This window comes from Actinomadura terrae (assembly GCF_022751215.1).
Lineage (GTDB): Bacteria > Actinomycetota > Actinomycetes > Streptosporangiales > Streptosporangiaceae > Spirillospora > Spirillospora terrae.
Genome location: NZ_JAICDG010000002.1, coordinates 804,760 through 820,268, shown reverse-complemented (window position 1 = coordinate 820,268; position 15,509 = coordinate 804,760). Strand labels below are relative to the sequence as shown.

General features: G+C 71.9%; 15 protein-coding genes. 2 read left to right on the top strand and 13 right to left on the bottom strand.

The annotated features are described in order from the left end of the window. Window positions 1–6 precede the first annotated feature (6 nt). Entirely contained in the window at window positions 7–1,002 is a 996-nt protein-coding gene (locus tag K2F47_RS13895) for a stage II sporulation protein M (protein WP_242903266.1), read from the bottom strand. A gap of 70 nt (window positions 1,003–1,072) precedes the next feature. Here K2F47_RS13895 and K2F47_RS13890 point away from each other — a divergent pair, with 70 nt between their 5' ends. Further along, window positions 1,073–2,098, top strand: a complete 1,026-nt coding sequence (locus K2F47_RS13890) for an RDD family protein (RefSeq protein WP_242903265.1) — start codon at window positions 1,073–1,075, stop codon at window positions 2,096–2,098. A 302-nt stretch (window positions 2,099–2,400) separates the two neighbouring features. Here K2F47_RS13890 and K2F47_RS13885 read toward each other — a convergent pair whose 3' ends face one another. The 4 genes from K2F47_RS13885 to ahcY (K2F47_RS13870) all read right to left on the bottom strand — a co-directional run bounded on the left by K2F47_RS13885 (window position 2,401) and on the right by ahcY (K2F47_RS13870) (window position 7,454). Beyond that, the gene (locus K2F47_RS13885; protein ID WP_242903264.1) at window positions 2,401–3,648 is read right to left on the bottom strand and encodes a M14 family metallopeptidase; all 1,248 of its coding nucleotides are present in this window, start codon (window positions 3,646–3,648) and stop codon (window positions 2,401–2,403) included. A 276-nt stretch (window positions 3,649–3,924) separates the two neighbouring features. Further along, window positions 3,925–4,506, bottom strand: coding sequence for a hypothetical protein (locus tag K2F47_RS13880; RefSeq protein WP_242903263.1), 582 nt, complete (start codon window positions 4,504–4,506; stop codon window positions 3,925–3,927). A 6-nt stretch (window positions 4,507–4,512) separates the two neighbouring features. Then, window positions 4,513–5,769, bottom strand: a complete 1,257-nt coding sequence (ahcY, locus tag K2F47_RS13875; protein ID WP_242903262.1) for an adenosylhomocysteinase — start codon at window positions 5,767–5,769, stop codon at window positions 4,513–4,515. 254 nt (window positions 5,770–6,023) lie between these two features. Continuing rightward, window positions 6,024–7,454, bottom strand: a complete 1,431-nt coding sequence (gene ahcY / locus K2F47_RS13870; RefSeq protein ID WP_242903261.1) for an adenosylhomocysteinase — start codon at window positions 7,452–7,454, stop codon at window positions 6,024–6,026. A 123-nt stretch (window positions 7,455–7,577) separates the two neighbouring features. Here ahcY (K2F47_RS13870) and K2F47_RS13865 point away from each other — a divergent pair, with 123 nt between their 5' ends. Then, window positions 7,578–7,943, top strand: coding sequence for a MerR family DNA-binding transcriptional regulator (locus K2F47_RS13865; RefSeq protein ID WP_242903260.1), 366 nt, complete (start codon window positions 7,578–7,580; stop codon window positions 7,941–7,943). Here the strand turns inward: K2F47_RS13865 and K2F47_RS13860 are convergent, their stop codons facing one another. The 8 genes from K2F47_RS13860 to K2F47_RS13825 form a co-directional block, all read right to left on the bottom strand. Then, the gene (locus tag K2F47_RS13860) at window positions 7,944–8,618 is read right to left on the bottom strand and encodes a response regulator transcription factor (RefSeq protein WP_242903259.1); all 675 of its coding nucleotides are present in this window, start codon (window positions 8,616–8,618) and stop codon (window positions 7,944–7,946) included. Between the two features lie 12 nt (window positions 8,619–8,630). Beyond that, complete coding sequence (locus tag K2F47_RS41355; RefSeq protein WP_242903258.1) at window positions 8,631–10,166, bottom strand: sensor histidine kinase; 1,536 nt, start codon at window positions 10,164–10,166, stop codon at window positions 8,631–8,633. A 372-nt stretch (window positions 10,167–10,538) separates the two neighbouring features. After that, the gene (locus tag K2F47_RS13850; RefSeq protein ID WP_242903257.1) at window positions 10,539–11,519 is read right to left on the bottom strand and encodes a cation diffusion facilitator family transporter; all 981 of its coding nucleotides are present in this window, start codon (window positions 11,517–11,519) and stop codon (window positions 10,539–10,541) included. Continuing rightward, the gene (locus K2F47_RS13845) at window positions 11,520–12,665 is read right to left on the bottom strand and encodes an SIS domain-containing protein (protein ID WP_242903256.1); all 1,146 of its coding nucleotides are present in this window, start codon (window positions 12,663–12,665) and stop codon (window positions 11,520–11,522) included. Next, window positions 12,662–12,844 (bottom strand): Trm112 family protein, encoded by a 183-nt coding sequence (locus tag K2F47_RS13840; protein ID WP_242903255.1) that lies wholly within the window; start codon window positions 12,842–12,844, stop codon window positions 12,662–12,664. Before K2F47_RS13840 ends, K2F47_RS13845 begins: the two co-directional genes overlap by 4 nt. A gap of 8 nt (window positions 12,845–12,852) precedes the next feature. Next, complete coding sequence (locus K2F47_RS13835; RefSeq protein ID WP_242903254.1) at window positions 12,853–14,208, bottom strand: phosphomannomutase/phosphoglucomutase; 1,356 nt, start codon at window positions 14,206–14,208, stop codon at window positions 12,853–12,855. 105 nt (window positions 14,209–14,313) lie between these two features. Continuing rightward, the gene (locus tag K2F47_RS13830) at window positions 14,314–14,691 is read right to left on the bottom strand and encodes a DUF3499 domain-containing protein (protein WP_190860159.1); all 378 of its coding nucleotides are present in this window, start codon (window positions 14,689–14,691) and stop codon (window positions 14,314–14,316) included. Between the two features lie 141 nt (window positions 14,692–14,832). Continuing rightward, window positions 14,833–15,495: a response regulator gene (locus K2F47_RS13825; protein ID WP_242903253.1), complete on the bottom strand. Its 663-nt coding sequence runs from the start codon at window positions 15,493–15,495 to the stop codon at window positions 14,833–14,835. Window positions 15,496–15,509 lie beyond the last annotated feature (14 nt).

Sequence of the window (15,509 nt, the reverse complement as noted above, 5' to 3'; positions counted from 1 at the left end):
CCCGGGTCAGCCGGAGACGGGGACGAGGTCGGGGGTGAGGTCGGCGTCGCCCGTCTCGCCCTGGCGGGTGGCGCGGCGGCCGAGGATGATCACGTAGCTGAGGAACGCGGCCTCGGCGACGACACCGATGCCGATGCGGAGCCACGTCACATGGACCCAGCCCGTCACGAACCCCTCGATGAGGCCGGACACCAGCAGCACCACGACGAGGCCCATCGCGACGCTGACCGCCGCGCGGCCCTCCTCGGCGAGGGCCTGCCCGCGGGTGCGGCGGCCGGGGTCGACGACCGTCCAGCCCATCTTCAGGCCGCCCGCGCAGGCGAGGTAGACGGCGGTCAGCTCCAGCAGGCCGTGCGGCAGGATCAGTCCGAAGAAGATCGAGCCCTTGCCGGAGGCGAACATCAGCCCGGCCATCACCCCGAGGTTGACCTGGTTCATCAGCAGCACGAACAGGGTGGGAATGCCCAGCATGATCCCGAAGATCAGCGCGACCGCCGACACCCACGCGTTGTTGATCCACACCTTGAAGGCGAACGAGGCCGCCGAGTGCTCGGTGTAGTAGTTGGCGAAGTCGTGGTCGACGATCTCGCGGATCTCGGCGGGCGTCGCGATGCTCGACTGCACCTCGGGGCTGTGCACGATCCAGATCGCGAGCGCGAGCGCGAGCAGGTTGCCGAGGACGGCGTTGCCGAGCCACCACCATCGCATCCGGTACGCCGCGGCCGGGAACGACACGGTCGCGAACCGGGAGACGTCCCGCCAGAGCGGTGCTTGAGCGCCCGCCACGGCCGCGCGACCGCGCGCGACCAGGGACGACAGCCGTCCGACGAGCTGCGGGTCGGGCGAGCTGGAGCGCACCACCGACAGGTGCGTGGCGGTGCGCTGGTAGAGCTCGACCAGCTCGTCGATCTCCGTGCCGGAGAGCCTGCGGCCCCGGTTGATCAACCGTTCGAGGCGCAGCCAGTCGGCGTTGTGCGCGGCCACATAGGCGTCGACGTCCACCCCGGGAGACTAACGCCTCGCGCCGCCGAACCGGCAAAATAGACGTGCCCCGGCATTGGAGGAACAGGACATGGCCGAACTCGTCACCGGCGAGGCCGTCGCGCTCGACATCAGGGTCGCGCGGCTGGCCAGCCGTGGCTGCGCCGTGCTGCTCGACCTGCTGTTCCAGTTCGTGATCATGAACGTCCTGATCGTGGGCGTGTCGATGGCGACGGCGGCCGCCGACGACGCGTGGACGACGGGCCTCAGCCTGGCGGCCGTGGTGGCGGTGATCGTCGGCTACCCGTGCGCGTTCGAGACGCTGTCGCGCGGCCGGACGCTCGGCAAGCTGGCGGCCGGGCTGCGCGTCGTCGCCGACGACGGCGGGCCGATCCGGTTCCGGCAGGCGCTCGTGCGGGCGCTGGCCGGGTTCATCGAGTTCTGGACGCTCTACAGCGCGCCCGCGCTGATCGCGTCGCTGTGCAGCAAGCGCGGCAAGCGGCTCGGCGACCTGTTCGCCGGGACGATCGTCATCCAGGAGCGGGTGCCCTCGTCGGTGTTCGGGCCGGTCGCGGTGATGCCGCCGCAGCTCGCGGGGTGGGCGCGGACGCTGGAGCTGTCGATGCTGTCCGACGAGCTCGCGATGACGGCGCGGCAGTACCTGTCGCGGTTCTGGGAGCTGCGCCCGGACGTCCGGGACTCGCTGGGCCAGCGCATCGCCGACCAGGTGGCCGCGGCGGTGAGCCCGCCGCCGCCGGGGCGCGTCCGCCCGGAGATCCTGCTGTCGGCGATCCTCGCCGAGCGCCGCCGCCGCGAGGAGTGGCGCCTCGCCCAGCGCCGCGCCGCCCGGCTGCGCCGCCTCGGCCAGACCGACCCCGCCGCGGCCCCGGCGCCGGTCCCCGCGATGGCGATGGCCGGGGGGCCGCCGGTCGCGCCCGTCCCGCAGGGGCCTCCGATGCCGCCGCCGTTCAGCGCTCCCGGGCCGGGCCAGCCGCGCTTCCTCCCGCCGTCCAACTACGGCGCGGGCCCCTACCAGCACGTCCTGCCCCAGGGCCCGCAAGGCCCGCCTCAGGGCCCACCGCCCGGTCAGTATCCGGCGCCGCCGCGGTATCCCTAGCGGCGGTAGGGGCAGCCCGACCAGATCCGCCTGACCCCGGCGGGGCCGCCGGAGCGGCGCCGGGACGTCCACCACGATCTCCTGCACCACGGGGAACCGGGCCGTGGCGCGGCGGCACCGCACCGGAAGGACCGGTCCCACCTGGATCGTGTCCCCCGGCACCCGTTACGCCGGCACACCACCCTCACCTCTCACCCACTCGGAAGAAGCCGGACGGGACGCCCGCGCCCCCTGAAACGACCCCTGGAACCGGCACTGCGACCGGTCCAGGGGCCGTTTGGGGCCACGCGGCAGGCGTCCGATCAGGCCGCGCAGTACTTGTCCTCCTTGCCGATGGCCCGGTAGGGGCAGTCGGCATAGGCGGTCAGGCGCAGCAACGCCTCGCGGCTGCGCCGCACCTCACTGTCGATGGCCGACGGGGGCGGGTAGAAGCTCCCGCCGCCGAGCTCGAACGTGTAGGAGAAGATGCGGTACTCGCCCCACGTCCAGTCGTCGGTCGTGCCATCGGTGATGTACAGGTCACTGGACTGCTCGGGCGTGAACCCGTTCGTCCCTGCGAGCTCGCGCCCGATCGTGCGGTGGGCGGCCTCGTCGTCGACGTCCATCGAGCCGGGGACGGTGTTGTTCGTGGTGTAGCCGAACGGCCAAAGCACGAGTTCCGCCACCGAGTGGATGGTGAGGAACATCTTGAGCTGCTGCTTGCCGCCGACGACGCGGCTGCGCACGAAGTTCGCGATGACCTTGGTCTCGGGAGCCGACTCGGGGCCGGTGCCGCGGTAGGTCTCGCTCGACGGATTGGTGGACGACCCGCCGCAGCAACCCCACTTGTAGGCGAAGTTGCGGTTCAGGTCGGTGCCCGACCCCACCCGGTTCTTGCGCCACATCCGGCCCGGCTGGGTGTCGCTGGTCATGTCGTAGACCTGGCCGTCGGGGTTGACCATCGGCAGCACGTAGATCTCGCGCGCGTTCACGAGGTCGGTGATGCGCTTGTCGGTGCCGTAGCCGCCGGTCAGCTGGCCGATGTAGTCCAGGGCCTGCTCGGCGGTGAGCCGCTCGCGGGCGTGGATGTTGGCGATGACGAGCATCTCGGGCTCGTTCTCGTCGGTGGCCACGTTGTCGCTGATCTTGAGACCGAAGATGTCGCGGCCCTGGGCGGACTTGCCCGCGACGAACTTGCGCGTGATCTGCGGGTGGGCGGCGGCGACCGCGTCGACCTCCTGCTGCGTCTCGGCGAAGGTGTGGTAGGAGGCCGCGGACTTCGTCGGCTGCGGCGAGGGCTTCGGGAGCGGCGCGCTCACCGTGAACCCGAGCCTGCGGATCGCGGCGACCTCCGACGGGATCGCGCTCACCTGCACGCCGTCCGCGCGGAGGAGATCGATGGCCGCGCCGGTCCGGGCGACCTGGGTGCGCTGTGCGCCGGTGCGCGCACCGGTGACGATGTACTGGCTGGACGTCTCGGCCGGGGGCTGCGCGGCGGGCCCGGCCGGGCGCGGCGCGGTCGCCCCGGCCGTGCTCGGGACGCCCACGGCGAGGGCGCCGGCGGCGAGCACCGCCAGTAGACAACGCTGTCTGCTGGAATTCACCATTGACGGGTAACCTGCCATTCGGATCTGCGTGCCTGGGCACGCGGCGGGGGCTCCTCAGGAGGGTCACGAACGCATGCGGTGTCGTCACGATGACCGCTGCACGCCCGATTTACAATGGGCACACTTTCACCAACGCAGCGCGGGTCCAGATGACAAATACACAGGTCAGGAGCCCGTATCTGGGGCGCGATCCAGCGCCAATCAAACGGGATGTGAAATTTCAGCCCTGTTGAAAGCCCGCTAGCCCAGGAAGTTCGGAACCGATTCCAGTTCGGTCAGATCGATTCCCGGTGCGGCCAGCACGACGTCCCCGGCCAGATGGAACGCGGTGCGTTCTCCGGTGGCCAGGTCGGTGATTTCGTACTCCGCGACGGGCAGCGGGCCGGTCTCGGTCCCATGGGACGAGGTGCCCGCGAGCCGCCACCGCCAGGTCGCGGTGAGCGCCGCGAGCGAGGGGCCCGAGAGGCGCACGAGCCGGACGTCCGCCGCGTCCTGCCCGGCGGTCTGGAGCGAGCGCGCGATCGCGACGAGGAAGCCGGGCGAGTCGGTCAGGAACCCGGACGCCCGCTCGCCGTACTCCGTGTGCCCGTACTCCGTGGCCCCGCGCACCCAGGCGACCTCGGGCCCGGTCACGCCGCCGCGCACCCACCACGTGGGGGTGACGACCTCGACCCGGATCTGCCGCCACCGGCTGTCGACGACGAGGTCGGTCCGGACGCCGTCGGAGCGCGTCGAGGTGTACCGCCAGCCGCCGGGCCCCGGCGCGCACTGGAAGCGCTCCTCCAGGTCGTCCTCAAGATGGACGTAGGTTCCGGTCGGCACGGGCCGTCAGGAGCCCGTCCGCCACGAGTGGAGGTACTCCTCCTGCTCGGGCGTGAGCAGGTCGATGGAGATCGACATCGACGCGAGCTTGAGCCGGGCGACCTCGGTGTCGATCTCCCGCGGCACCTCGTGGACGGCCGGGGTCAGCTTCTCGTGCGCGGTCGCCAGCCACGCGCAGGTCAGCGCCTGGTCGGCGAACGACATGTCCATGACGGCGGCGGGGTGCCCCTCGGCCGCCGCGAGGTTGACCAGCCGCCCCTCGGCCAGCAGCACCAGCCGCCGCCCGTCGGCCAGCACGTACTCGTCGGCCTGCGGACGGACGCCGTGGTGCACCTCCACGGCCAGCTCCTCCAGCGCGCGGACGTCGATCTCCACGTCGAAGTGCCCGGAGTTGGCGAGGATCGCGCCGTCCTTCATCGAGGCGAGGTGCTCGGCGTTCACCACGTCCCGGTTGCCGGTGACGGTGATGAACACGTCCCCGTTCGGCGCGGCCTCCGCCATCGGCTGGACGGCGAACCCCTGGAGCGCCGCGTCCAGCGCCTTGACCGGGTCGATCTCGGTGATCACCACGCGGGCACCGAGCCCGCGCGCCCGCTCGGCGAGCCCCCGCCCGCAGTACCCGAAGCCCGCGATCACGATGGTCTTGCCCGCGAGCAGGGTGTTGGTGGCCCGGATGATGCCGTCCAGCGTGGACTGGCCCGTCCCGTACCGGTTGTCGAACATGTGCTTGGTGTCGGTGTCGTTCACCGCGACGACGGGGAACTTCAGCGCGCCCTCGCGCGCCATCTGGTGCAGCCGTATGACGCCCGTCGTGGTCTGCTCGCATCCCGCCTTGACGGTGTCGAGCAGATCCGTCCGGTCGCTGTGCAAGGTGTTGACGAGGTCGCAGCCGTCGTCCAGGACGAGATCGGGCCGGGTCTCCAACACCTGGTGGATATGGGCGTAGTACCCCTCGCGGTCGATCCCGGCGCGCGCGAACACCTCGGCGCCGTCGTCCTGCACGAGCGCGGCGGCCACGTCGTCCTGCGTGGAAAGGGGATTGGACGCGGCGAGCGCCACACTCGCGCCCCCCGCCTGAAGGGTGCGGATCAGACACGCCGTCTCGGTGGTGACATGCATGCACGCCGCCACCCGCCACCCCTCCAGCGGCCGCTCGGCGGCGAATCGCTCCCGGATCTGCCGCAACACGGGCATGCTCCGGTCAGCCCACTCGATCCGCCTGCCCCCCTGATAGGCAAGCGACACGTCCGAGACGTCGCTCATACAACCCTTCCGAACCCTAACTGCCGGACGGGGAAACCCCCGTCCGGCAGTAAATCACTGCGACCACCTGAGCCTACGCCCCAGCCCCGCGGCGACCCCCACCCGACGATCGCGTGCGAAGCCAGTTTCGAGCGAAGCAAGAAACTGATCGCGCAGCGAGCCGCCAGGCGAGTTCGGAGCGATGCCAGCGATCGGCGTATTGCCCGTTGAAGGAGGGAGCGCTAGCGACCGACGCCAAGGGCAATACAAACAACTCAGTACCTGTAGTGGTCGGGCTTGTAGGGGCCTTCGACGTGGACGCCGATGTAGGCGGCCTGCTCCTTGGTGAGTTCGGTGAGCTTGACGCCGAGGGCGTCGAGGTGGAGGCGGGCGACCTTCTCGTCGAGGTGCTTCGGCAGGACGTACACGCCGATCGGGTACTCCTCGGTCTTCGTGAACAGCTCGATCTGCGCGATGACCTGGTTGGTGAAGGAGTTCGACATGACGAAGGACGGGTGGCCCGTCGCGCAGCCGAGGTTCATCAGGCGGCCCTCGGCGAGGACGATGATGGAGTGGCCGTCGGGGAAGCGCCACTCGGCGACCTGCGGCTTGATCTCGATCTTCTCGATGCCGTCGATCTTGGCGAGGCCGGCCATGTCGATCTCGTTGTCGAAGTGCCCGATGTTGGACACGATCGCCTGGTGCTTCATCCGGCCCATGTGCGCGGCGGTGATGATGTTGAAGTTGCCGGTGGTGGTGACGAAGATGTCGGCGATCTCGACGGCGTCGTCGAGGGTGGTGACCTGGAAGCCGTCCATCGCGGCCTGGAGCGCGCAGATCGGGTCGATCTCGGTGACGATCACGCGGGCGCCCTGGCCCTTGAGGGCCTCGGCGCAGCCCTTGCCGACGTCGCCGTAGCCGCAGACGACGGCGACCTTGCCGCCGATGAGGACGTCGGTGGCGCGGTTCAGGCCGTCGATGACCGAGTGGCGGCAGCCGTACTTGTTGTCGAACTTGGACTTGGTGACCGAGTCGTTGACGTTGATGGCCGGGAAGGCGAGCGTGCCGGCCTTGGCCATCTCGTAGAGGCGGTGGACGCCGGTGGTGGTCTCCTCGGTGACGCCCTTGATCTCGGCGGCGGTCTCCGTCCAGCGGCCGGGCTTCTCGGCGATCGTGCGGCGGAGCGTGTCGAGGATGATGCCCCACTCCTCGGGGTCGTCCTCGGTGGCGGTCGGGACAGCGCCGGCCTTCTCGTACTCGGCGCCCTTGTGGACGAGCAGGGTCGCGTCGCCGCCGTCGTCCAGGATCATGTTCGGGCCGGAGCCGTCGGGCCAGCGCAGGGCCTGGTCGGTGCACCACCAGTACTCTTCGAGCGTCTCGCCCTTCCAGGCGAAGACCGGTACGCCCTGCGGCTTCTCGGTCGTGCCCGCCTTGCCGACGACGACGGCCGCGGCGGCGTGGTCCTGGGTGGAGAAGATGTTGCAGGACACCCAGCGGACGTCGGCGCCGAGCTCCACGAGGGTCTCGATCAGCACGGCCGTCTGGATCGTCATGTGCAGCGAGCCCATGATCTTGGCGCCGCGCAGCGGCTGGGCGCTGGAGTACTCGTTGCGCACGGCCATCAGGCCGGGCATCTCGTGCTCGGCGAGCCGGATCTCCCGGCGCCCGAAGTCGGCCAGCGAAAGGTCGGCGACCTTGTAGTCCATGCTTACGTTGCTCCTTGGTCCGCGTCTGCCCGTGTTGGCGTCCGGCCGCGAGTCTATGGCGGGCGGGACCGGTTCGGCATCGCCGGGGGCGACTTTCTGACACAGATTTGTCAGAATCAGCTCATGCGCATCACGGAGGCCGCCCGGCGGCTCGGTACCTCGCCCCGCATGCTCCGCTACCGGGAGACGCTCGGACTGCTGCCCGCGACGCGCGAATCGGCGCTGCCAGGCGGGGTCGCCCGACGTGGGAACGGCCACCGGCGGTTCGGGGACGCGGAACTGCGGGCGGTGGCGCTCGCCCTGGCGCTGGAGAAGCGCTACGACATCGGCCCGGCGGAGCTGGCGTTCGGGCTGCGCGTGCTGGCCGAGCCGCAGGTGCAGGCGCACGTCCGCGAGCTCGGCGAGCGCATCGGACGGCTCTCGGCGCCGCCCACCCGCGCGCTCGACTTCGAGAAGGAGAAGGCGCTCCGCCTGCTCCGCCGCCGTTAGTCAGCTGGAGGTGCTCTCGCCCGGGACGACGACGCCGGACTCGTAGGCGAGCATCACGGCCTGGGCGCGGTCGCGCAGGCCGAGCTTGGTGAACACGCGGGCCACGTGGGTCTTGACGGTGTGCTCGCTGACCACGAGGCGCTGCGCGATCTCACCGTTGGACAGGCCGCCCGCGATGAGCACGAGCACCTCGCTCTCCCGGGCCGTCAGCGTGGCCAGCTCGGAGGGCGCCTGCGGACGGCCGCGCCGCTGCTTGGTGAACTCGCGGATCAGCCGCCCGGTGACCTGCGGGGCGAGCAGCGAGTCGCCGCGCGCCACGACGCGCACGGCCGAGACCAGCTCGTCGGCGGTCGCGTCCTTCAGCAGGAAGCCGCTGGCGCCGACGGCGAGCGCCTCGTAGACGTACTCGTCCACGTCGAAGGTGGTCAGCACCAGGACCCGCACGCTCTCGGCGCCGGGCAGCGCGAGGATGCGGCGGGTGGCCTCGATGCCGTCCATGCCGGGCATGCGGATGTCCATGACGACGACGTCGGGACGGTTGCGCTCGGCCAGCCGGACCGCCTCGCGCCCGTCGCCCGCCTCGCCGATGACCGTGATGTCGTCCTGGGAGGCGAGCAGCGCGGCGAACCCCGCCCGCACGATCGTCTGGTCGTCGACGATCAGTACCTTGATCACCGCAGCAGGTCCCTATCCGCGCGCGCGTCGTCCCCCATCGGCCGACTCCTCCCTGTTGAGCGGAAGCTCGGCCTCCACCAGGAACCCGCCCTCGGTGGCGGGACCGGCGGAGAACCGTCCGCCCAGCATGGTCGCACGTTCGCGCATGCCGACGAGGCCATGTCCGCCTCCGGATCCGGCCGCCGGTTCGGAGATCGGCTCTGACGTGGTGTCGAACCGGGTCGGACCCGCCGGATCATCGCCCGGCGCGCCGACGGCGTCGCGGTTCAGCACCATCGTCCGCGCGGACGCGCCGTCGTCGCGGACGCGGACGGCCAGCCGGTCGGGCAGGAACGTCAGATCCACGCGCACCTCAGCCCCCGGCGCGTGGCGGCGCGCGTTCGTCAGCGCCTCCTGGACGATCCGGTACGCCGACAGCTCCACGGTCGTCGACAGCGTGCGCGGGTCGCCGTGGACGGCGAGGTCGACCGCGCCGCCCGCGCCGCGATGCTGGTCGATCAGGTCGGGCAGCCGGTCGAGGCGGGGCTGCGGGGTGTTGGCCGCGTCGGGCTCGGGCTTGGCGTCGGCGCGCAGCACACTGAGCAGCCGCCGCATCTCCACCAGCGCCTCCCGCGCCGTCTTGGCGATCTCGGTGTAGCCGGCGCGGGCCTCGGGCGAGAGGTCCTGCATCGTGTACGGGGCGGTCTCCGCCTGCACGGCGATCATGGAGACGGAGTGCGCGACGACGTCGTGCAGCTCGCGGGCGATGCTGGCGCGCTCGCGCATCACCGCCTGCTCCCGCTGGACGGCGATGAGCCGGGTGAGGGTCTCGTTGGTGCGCTCCTCGGCCTCGGCCTCGGTGCGACCGGCGGTCTCCACGACGCGGCGCGCGTCGCCGAGGCCGATCGCGGCGATCACGGCGATGATCGGGGCCGGCCAGGGGACGTCGTCCAGCGTCGAGGTCGCGAGGTACACGACGGCGACGGTCGCGACCGAGCCCACCACGAGCACGCCCGCCGACTGCCGGGGCAGCTGCCGGCCGAGCGCGAACAGCGTGTAGAGCGCGCCGAACGTCGTGGTGATCAGCAGCACCTGCCCGGTGAGCAGCCCGGCGGCGAACGCGCCGAGCGCCACCGCCGCGACCGGGCGCAGGTACTCGCGGCGCCAGACGAGCGGGAGCGTCGAGGCGACCGCGAAGCCGCCCGCGAGGCTCAGCGGCGTCCCCTCGCTCGGCGCCAGCTCCGCCAGCGCGGCGATGGTGAGGGCGAGGCCCGTCAGCGGCGCGAAGTACCAGGAGCCGGTGATCTCGCCCCAGGTGTCGAGCCACCGCGGCAGCGGCGCGGTCGCGCCGCCGGGTGCGGGACGTGAGGCGCCCGTCAGGCGGCCGGTGAGGCGGGCCGCCACCGGGCGCAGCAGCCTGCCGAGCCCGGTGAGTATCCAGAGGAGGAGCTGCCCCACGCCCGCCACGATCCGGCCGGACAGCCGCCACGCGTGATGCGCGATGGCGGGGCCGAACCCCGCGGGATCGGGCGCCGGCCGGGCCTTGTCGGTGTGGTCGTCGCTGGTCACCCCTCCATACTGACCGCTGGGGGGAGGAGGACACCTCACCATGCGGGGCTATGCGACGAGGCCCCATCCCCCTGGAGGACGACCCCGTTTCCCTCCTTTTGGCGGACGCCCTGGGGACCTGCGCGAACGTAGTGTCTTAATCGTGACCGCGAAGGCGGCGCCGCCGACGTAGGGGGTTCGGTGGGGCTGCCGCGGTCACACCAGAACCGCCCGGCTCAGGGGTCCGGGCGGGGAGCATGGGAAGCACCTCGCCGGACGGCCGTGGTACCGCCTCCTCGGAGGCACTCGCCGGTCTTGCCTGGGCTGGGGTCGACCGGCACGTCGTCGGCCGCCCGGCGAGGGATTCCCGTTGGCTATTCCCCTGCGTCCCCTTCAGGAGGACGTCGTGGGCGTCTCCGACGAAGCGTTCCCGGTGTTCTTCGCGGGGGCGGGATTCTTGCGGGACGCCTCGTCCAGCGCGGGCTCCAGGTAGATGAGCTGCGCCTCCGGGATCAGCGCCCGGACCTTCGCCTCGGCCGCGTCGATGCCGCGCGCCACCTCCGCCGCCGTGTCGTCGTGGTAGACGGCGATCTTCGCGGCGATCAGCAGCTCCTCGGGGCCGACGTACTCGGTCCGCATGTGGATGACGTGGTCGACCTCGTCCACCGACTCCAGCGCCGCGATGATCCGCTCCTCCTGCTCGGGGTCGGCGCCCTCGCCGATCAGCAGGCTCTTGGTCTCGATCGCGAGGATCGTCGCCACCACGCCGAGCAGCACGCCGATCGCGACCGTGCCGACGCCGTCCCAGACGCCGTCGCCGGTGGCCACGGCCATCGACACGCCCGCCAGCGCGAGCACGAGGCCGACGAGCGCGGCGAGGTCCTCCAGCAGGACGACGGGCAGCTCGGGCGCCTTGGCGCGGCGGATGAACGCCCACCACGACTGGTCGCCGCGCACGCCGTTCGACTCCTTGATCGCCGTGCGGAACGAGAAGCCCTCCAACCCGATCGCGATGATCAGGACGGCGAACGCCCACACCGGCGACTTCACGTCCTCCGGGTGGGAGATCTTGTGGTAGCCCTCGTACAGCGAGAACGCCGAGCCGACGGTGAACAGCACGACCGCCACGACGAACGCGTAGAAGTACCGTTCCCGGCCGTAGCCGAAGGGGTGTTTCGGCGTCCGGTCGCGTTCGGACCGCTTGCGGCCGAGCAGCAGCAGCGCCTGGTTCCCCGAGTCGGCCACCGAGTGGATCGACTCGGCGAGCATCGACGACGAACTCGTGAACACGAACGCGACGAACTTCGACGCGGCGATCCCGAGGTTGGCGGCCAACGCGGCGACGATGGCCTTCGTTCCACCCTCAGCACTCATCTACGCAATCCTCGCTTTGAGCTCTTGAATGGCGGGCACCGGTGTGGGGTCGACGCCCAGTGCGATGGCCAAGTAAACCGTGACATAGTCGCCGAGCGCGATCAGCGACGCGATCCGCTCCAGCGGATGCGCGCCCTCGGCGCCGAGCTCGGTGACCGCGACGCCCCGGTCGCGCGCCATCGCGACCGACGCCTCGCGCCGCTTGCGCACCTGCGGGTGCTCGTCGGCGTCGCTCAGCATGACCAGGTGGAGGCCGTGCTCGGGGTCGTCGGCGCGGTCGCGGAAGAAGTCCTCGGGGTCGAGGGAGCCGGGGTCCGGCGCGAGCGACGCGGTGCGGGCGAAGAAGCCGTCGAAGGCCATCACCTGGTTGTGGTCGGCCTCGGGGATCTCCCCGAACACCGCCGGGTACTTGGCGTTCTCGTTGAGCTGGCAGGTCAGCCGGTACGCGGCGGCGCCCGCCAGCGCGGAGGAGCCCCACACCAGCGGCACGTCGCCCGCGAGGTCGAGCGCGACCCGCTTGGCGGGGTTGACGAACGGCTCGCTCGCCGGACGGCAGCGGTGCGCGACGTCCTCCAGGAGGGTCGCGGTGGACTCCAGGACGGCGTCGGGGAGGTCGGTGAGGCCGAGCGTGCGGGCCGCGAGCAGCAGCGGGACCGTCAGCCCCCACAGCGTCGAGCGCGGCTGCCCCACCGACCGGACCGGGACGAACAACGCGCGGGTCTGCTCGGCCAGGTCGGCGAGCGGCGAACCCGAGGCGCCGACGAACAGCAGCCGGCAGCCGCGCCGGGCGGCCTCGGCGGCGAGCGCGAGCGTCTCCTCGGTGGCGCCCGAGCACGACACGGCGATGACGAGGTCGGCGGCGCCCACCCAGCCGGGCAGCCGGTAGCCGCGCACGGTCGTCATCGGGACGGGGCAGCCGATGCCGCACACGGCGGCCAGCACGTCCCCGGAGATGCCCGAGCCGCCCATGCCGGCGACGACGATCGCGCGGGGGCGGCCGTCCTCGGCGAGGCCGTCGACGCCCGCCTCCGCCGCCGCGCGGCGCGCCTCCCTGACCTGCGCGGCCGAGGAGGCCACCTGCCGCAGCATCCCGCCGGGGTCGGCGGCCTCGATCTCCTCGGCCCCCTCCAGCCGGGCCGGGCTCACGGGGCGGGCGTCCGCGCCTCGTCGACGAGGAGGACGGGGATGTCGTCGCGGACCGGGTAGGCGTAGCCGCAGGAGCCGGTGCACACCAGCTCGTCCGCCGGCTCGTCGGCGCGCAGACCGCCGCCGCAGTTCGGGCAGGCGAGGATCTCCAGCAGCCAGGAGTCGATCTTCATGCTCATGTGCGGCGTCACTTCTCCCTCACGATGGCCAGCACCTCGTCGCGGATGGCCGTCACGGCCCGGTCGTCGGCGGCCTCGGCGTTCAGCCGGAGCAGCGGCTCGGTGTTGGACGGGCGGAGGTTGAACCACCAGCCCGCGGACTCGTCCGCGACGGTGAGGCCGTCGAGTTCGTCGATGGTAACTCCCGGTCGCGCCGCGAACGCGGCCCGCACGCGGCCGGTGGCGGCCGCCTGGTCGGAGACCTCGCTGTTGATCTCGCCGGACGCGGCGTAGCGGGTGTACTCGCCGAGCAGCTCCGACAGCGGCCCGTCCTGCCCGCCGAGCGCGGCGAGCACGTGCAGCGCCGCGAGCATGCCGGAGTCGGCGAACCAGAAGTCGCGGAAGTAGAAGTGCGCGGAGTGCTCGCCGCCGAACACCGCGCCGGTCTCGGCCATCGTCTGCTTGATGAAGGAGTGGCCGACCCGCGTCCGGACGGGGGTGCCGCCGCTCTCGGCGACGATCTCGGGCACGGCCTTGGAGGTGATCAGGTTGTGCACGATCGAGGAGCCAGGGTGCTTGGCCAGCTCCCGGGTCGCGACCAGCGCCGTGATCGCGGACGGCGAGACGATCTCGCCGCGCTCGTCCACGACGAAGCAGCGGTCGGCGTCGCCGTCGAAGGCGAGCCCGAGGTCGGCGCCGGTCTCCCGGACCTTCGCTTGCAGGTCGCGGAGGTTCTCCGGCTCGATCGGGTTGGCCTCGTGGTTGGGGAAGGTGCCGTCCAGCTCGAAGTAGAGCGGCACGAGGTCGATCGGCAGGCCCGCGAACACCGACGGGACGGTATGCCCGCCCATGCCGTTGCCCGCGTCCACGACGACCTTGAGCGGGCGGATCGCCGACAGGTCGACGAGGGTCTTGAGGTGGTCGGCGTAGCCCTGGAGCAGGTCGCGGCGCGTCACGGACCCGGCGGGGCCGTCGTGCGCGGGCACGCCCTTCTCCACCAGCTCGCGGATCTCGGTGAGGCCGGTGTCGCGGCCGACCGGGCGCGCGCCGGAGCGGCACAGCTTCAGCCCGTTGTACCTGGCCGGGTTGTGGCTCGCGGTGAACATCGCGCCGGGCAGTTCGAGGCTGCCGCTGGCGTAGTAGAGGAGGTCGGTGGAGCCGAGCCCGGCCTCGACCACGTCCGCGCCCTGGGACGTCGCGCCGCGCGCGAACGCCTCGGCGAGCGGCACCGAGGAGGCCCGCATGTCGTGGGCGGTGACGACCGCGGCCGCGCTCGTCACGCGGACGAAGGCCGCGCCGATCGCCTCGGCGGTCTCGGCGTCCAGTTCGTCGGGTACGACGCCCCGGATGTCATACGCCTTGAAGATCTTGGCGAGGTCGCCCACTCCTGCTCCCTGTCCGAGTGTTGTCGCGAGGGGGATCTTCCCGAGCCTACCGGGAACCGAGGGCGCGACCGGCCCCGCCTCCGGCCCGGTCTCCGGCTTGGGGTCTCACTCCTGGGGCTGCGTGCCCGCGGGCTCGGAGCGCAGCACCCGCAGGTGCCCGCGGCGGCCGACCTCGGTCCCCTGGCCGACGGGCTCCTGGCCCGGGGCGGGGGCGGGCCTGGCGGCCTCGCGGACGGCGTCGGCGAGGGCCTCCAGGTCGTCGGCGCTGGGCTCGGTCTCCTCCTCGACGGGGAGCCGCACCAGCTCCCACCCCATCGGGGCGGTGAGCCGCTCGGAATGCTCGGCGCACAGGTCGTAGCAGTGGGGCTCGGCGTACGTGGCGAGCGGCCCCAGGACCGCGGTGGAGTCGCGGTAGACGTACGTGAGCGTGAAGACTGCTGGCGCCTTGCAGGCGGTGCGGGAGCAAGTGCGGACGGGGCTCACGATGGCCGACGGTACCTCCCCTCCGGCGCGTCCGCCACCACCCCGCCGCACGTGTCGCCGTTACCGGTCGATTTCCGAGGTAACAACTACATACCGTGAGCTTGTCATGTCGTACCGTGCGGGGTAGGGGGTGGTCGGCGTTCAGCGCGCGGTGCCGAGCCAGCGGGCCATCGCGGCGCCCCGGGTGCGGACGCCGAGCTTGGCGAAGATGCGGTTCACGTGGTTCTTGACCGTGTACTCGGACACGACGAGCCGCGCGGCGATCTCGCCGTTGGAGTGGCCCTGGGCGATCAGGTCCATCACCTCGGCCTCGCGCGGCGACAGCCCGCAGTTGTCGACGACGGGAACGGGCGGCGGGGGCGGCGCGGGTTGTGGCGGAGGCGGGGGGATCTCGCCGCCGCGCAGCGCCTCCACCACGGCGCGGGAGGCCGGGGGCGAGAGGGGCGAGGAGCGGCCCGCGACGGTGTCGTGGACGGCGTTGAGCAGCTCGTCCACACTGAACGCGCCGTGCACGAGGTAGCCCGTCGCGCCGTTGCGGATGGCCTGGCCGATCACGTCGGAGTCGGTGTCGTAGGACAGCATGAGCACCTTCGCCAGGGCGCTGAGCGGCCCGGCGGCGGTGACGCCGTCCACGCCGGGCATCCGCACGTCCAGCAGGACGATGTCGGGACGCAGCCGCTCGGCCTCCTCCAGCGCGTGCGCGCCGTCCACGGCCTCGCCGACCACGTCGACGTCCCCGGCCCGCAGGAGCGTCGCGAGGCCCGCGCGGACCACCGGGTTGTCGTCGACTACGAGCGCCCGCACGCGCGCACCGACCG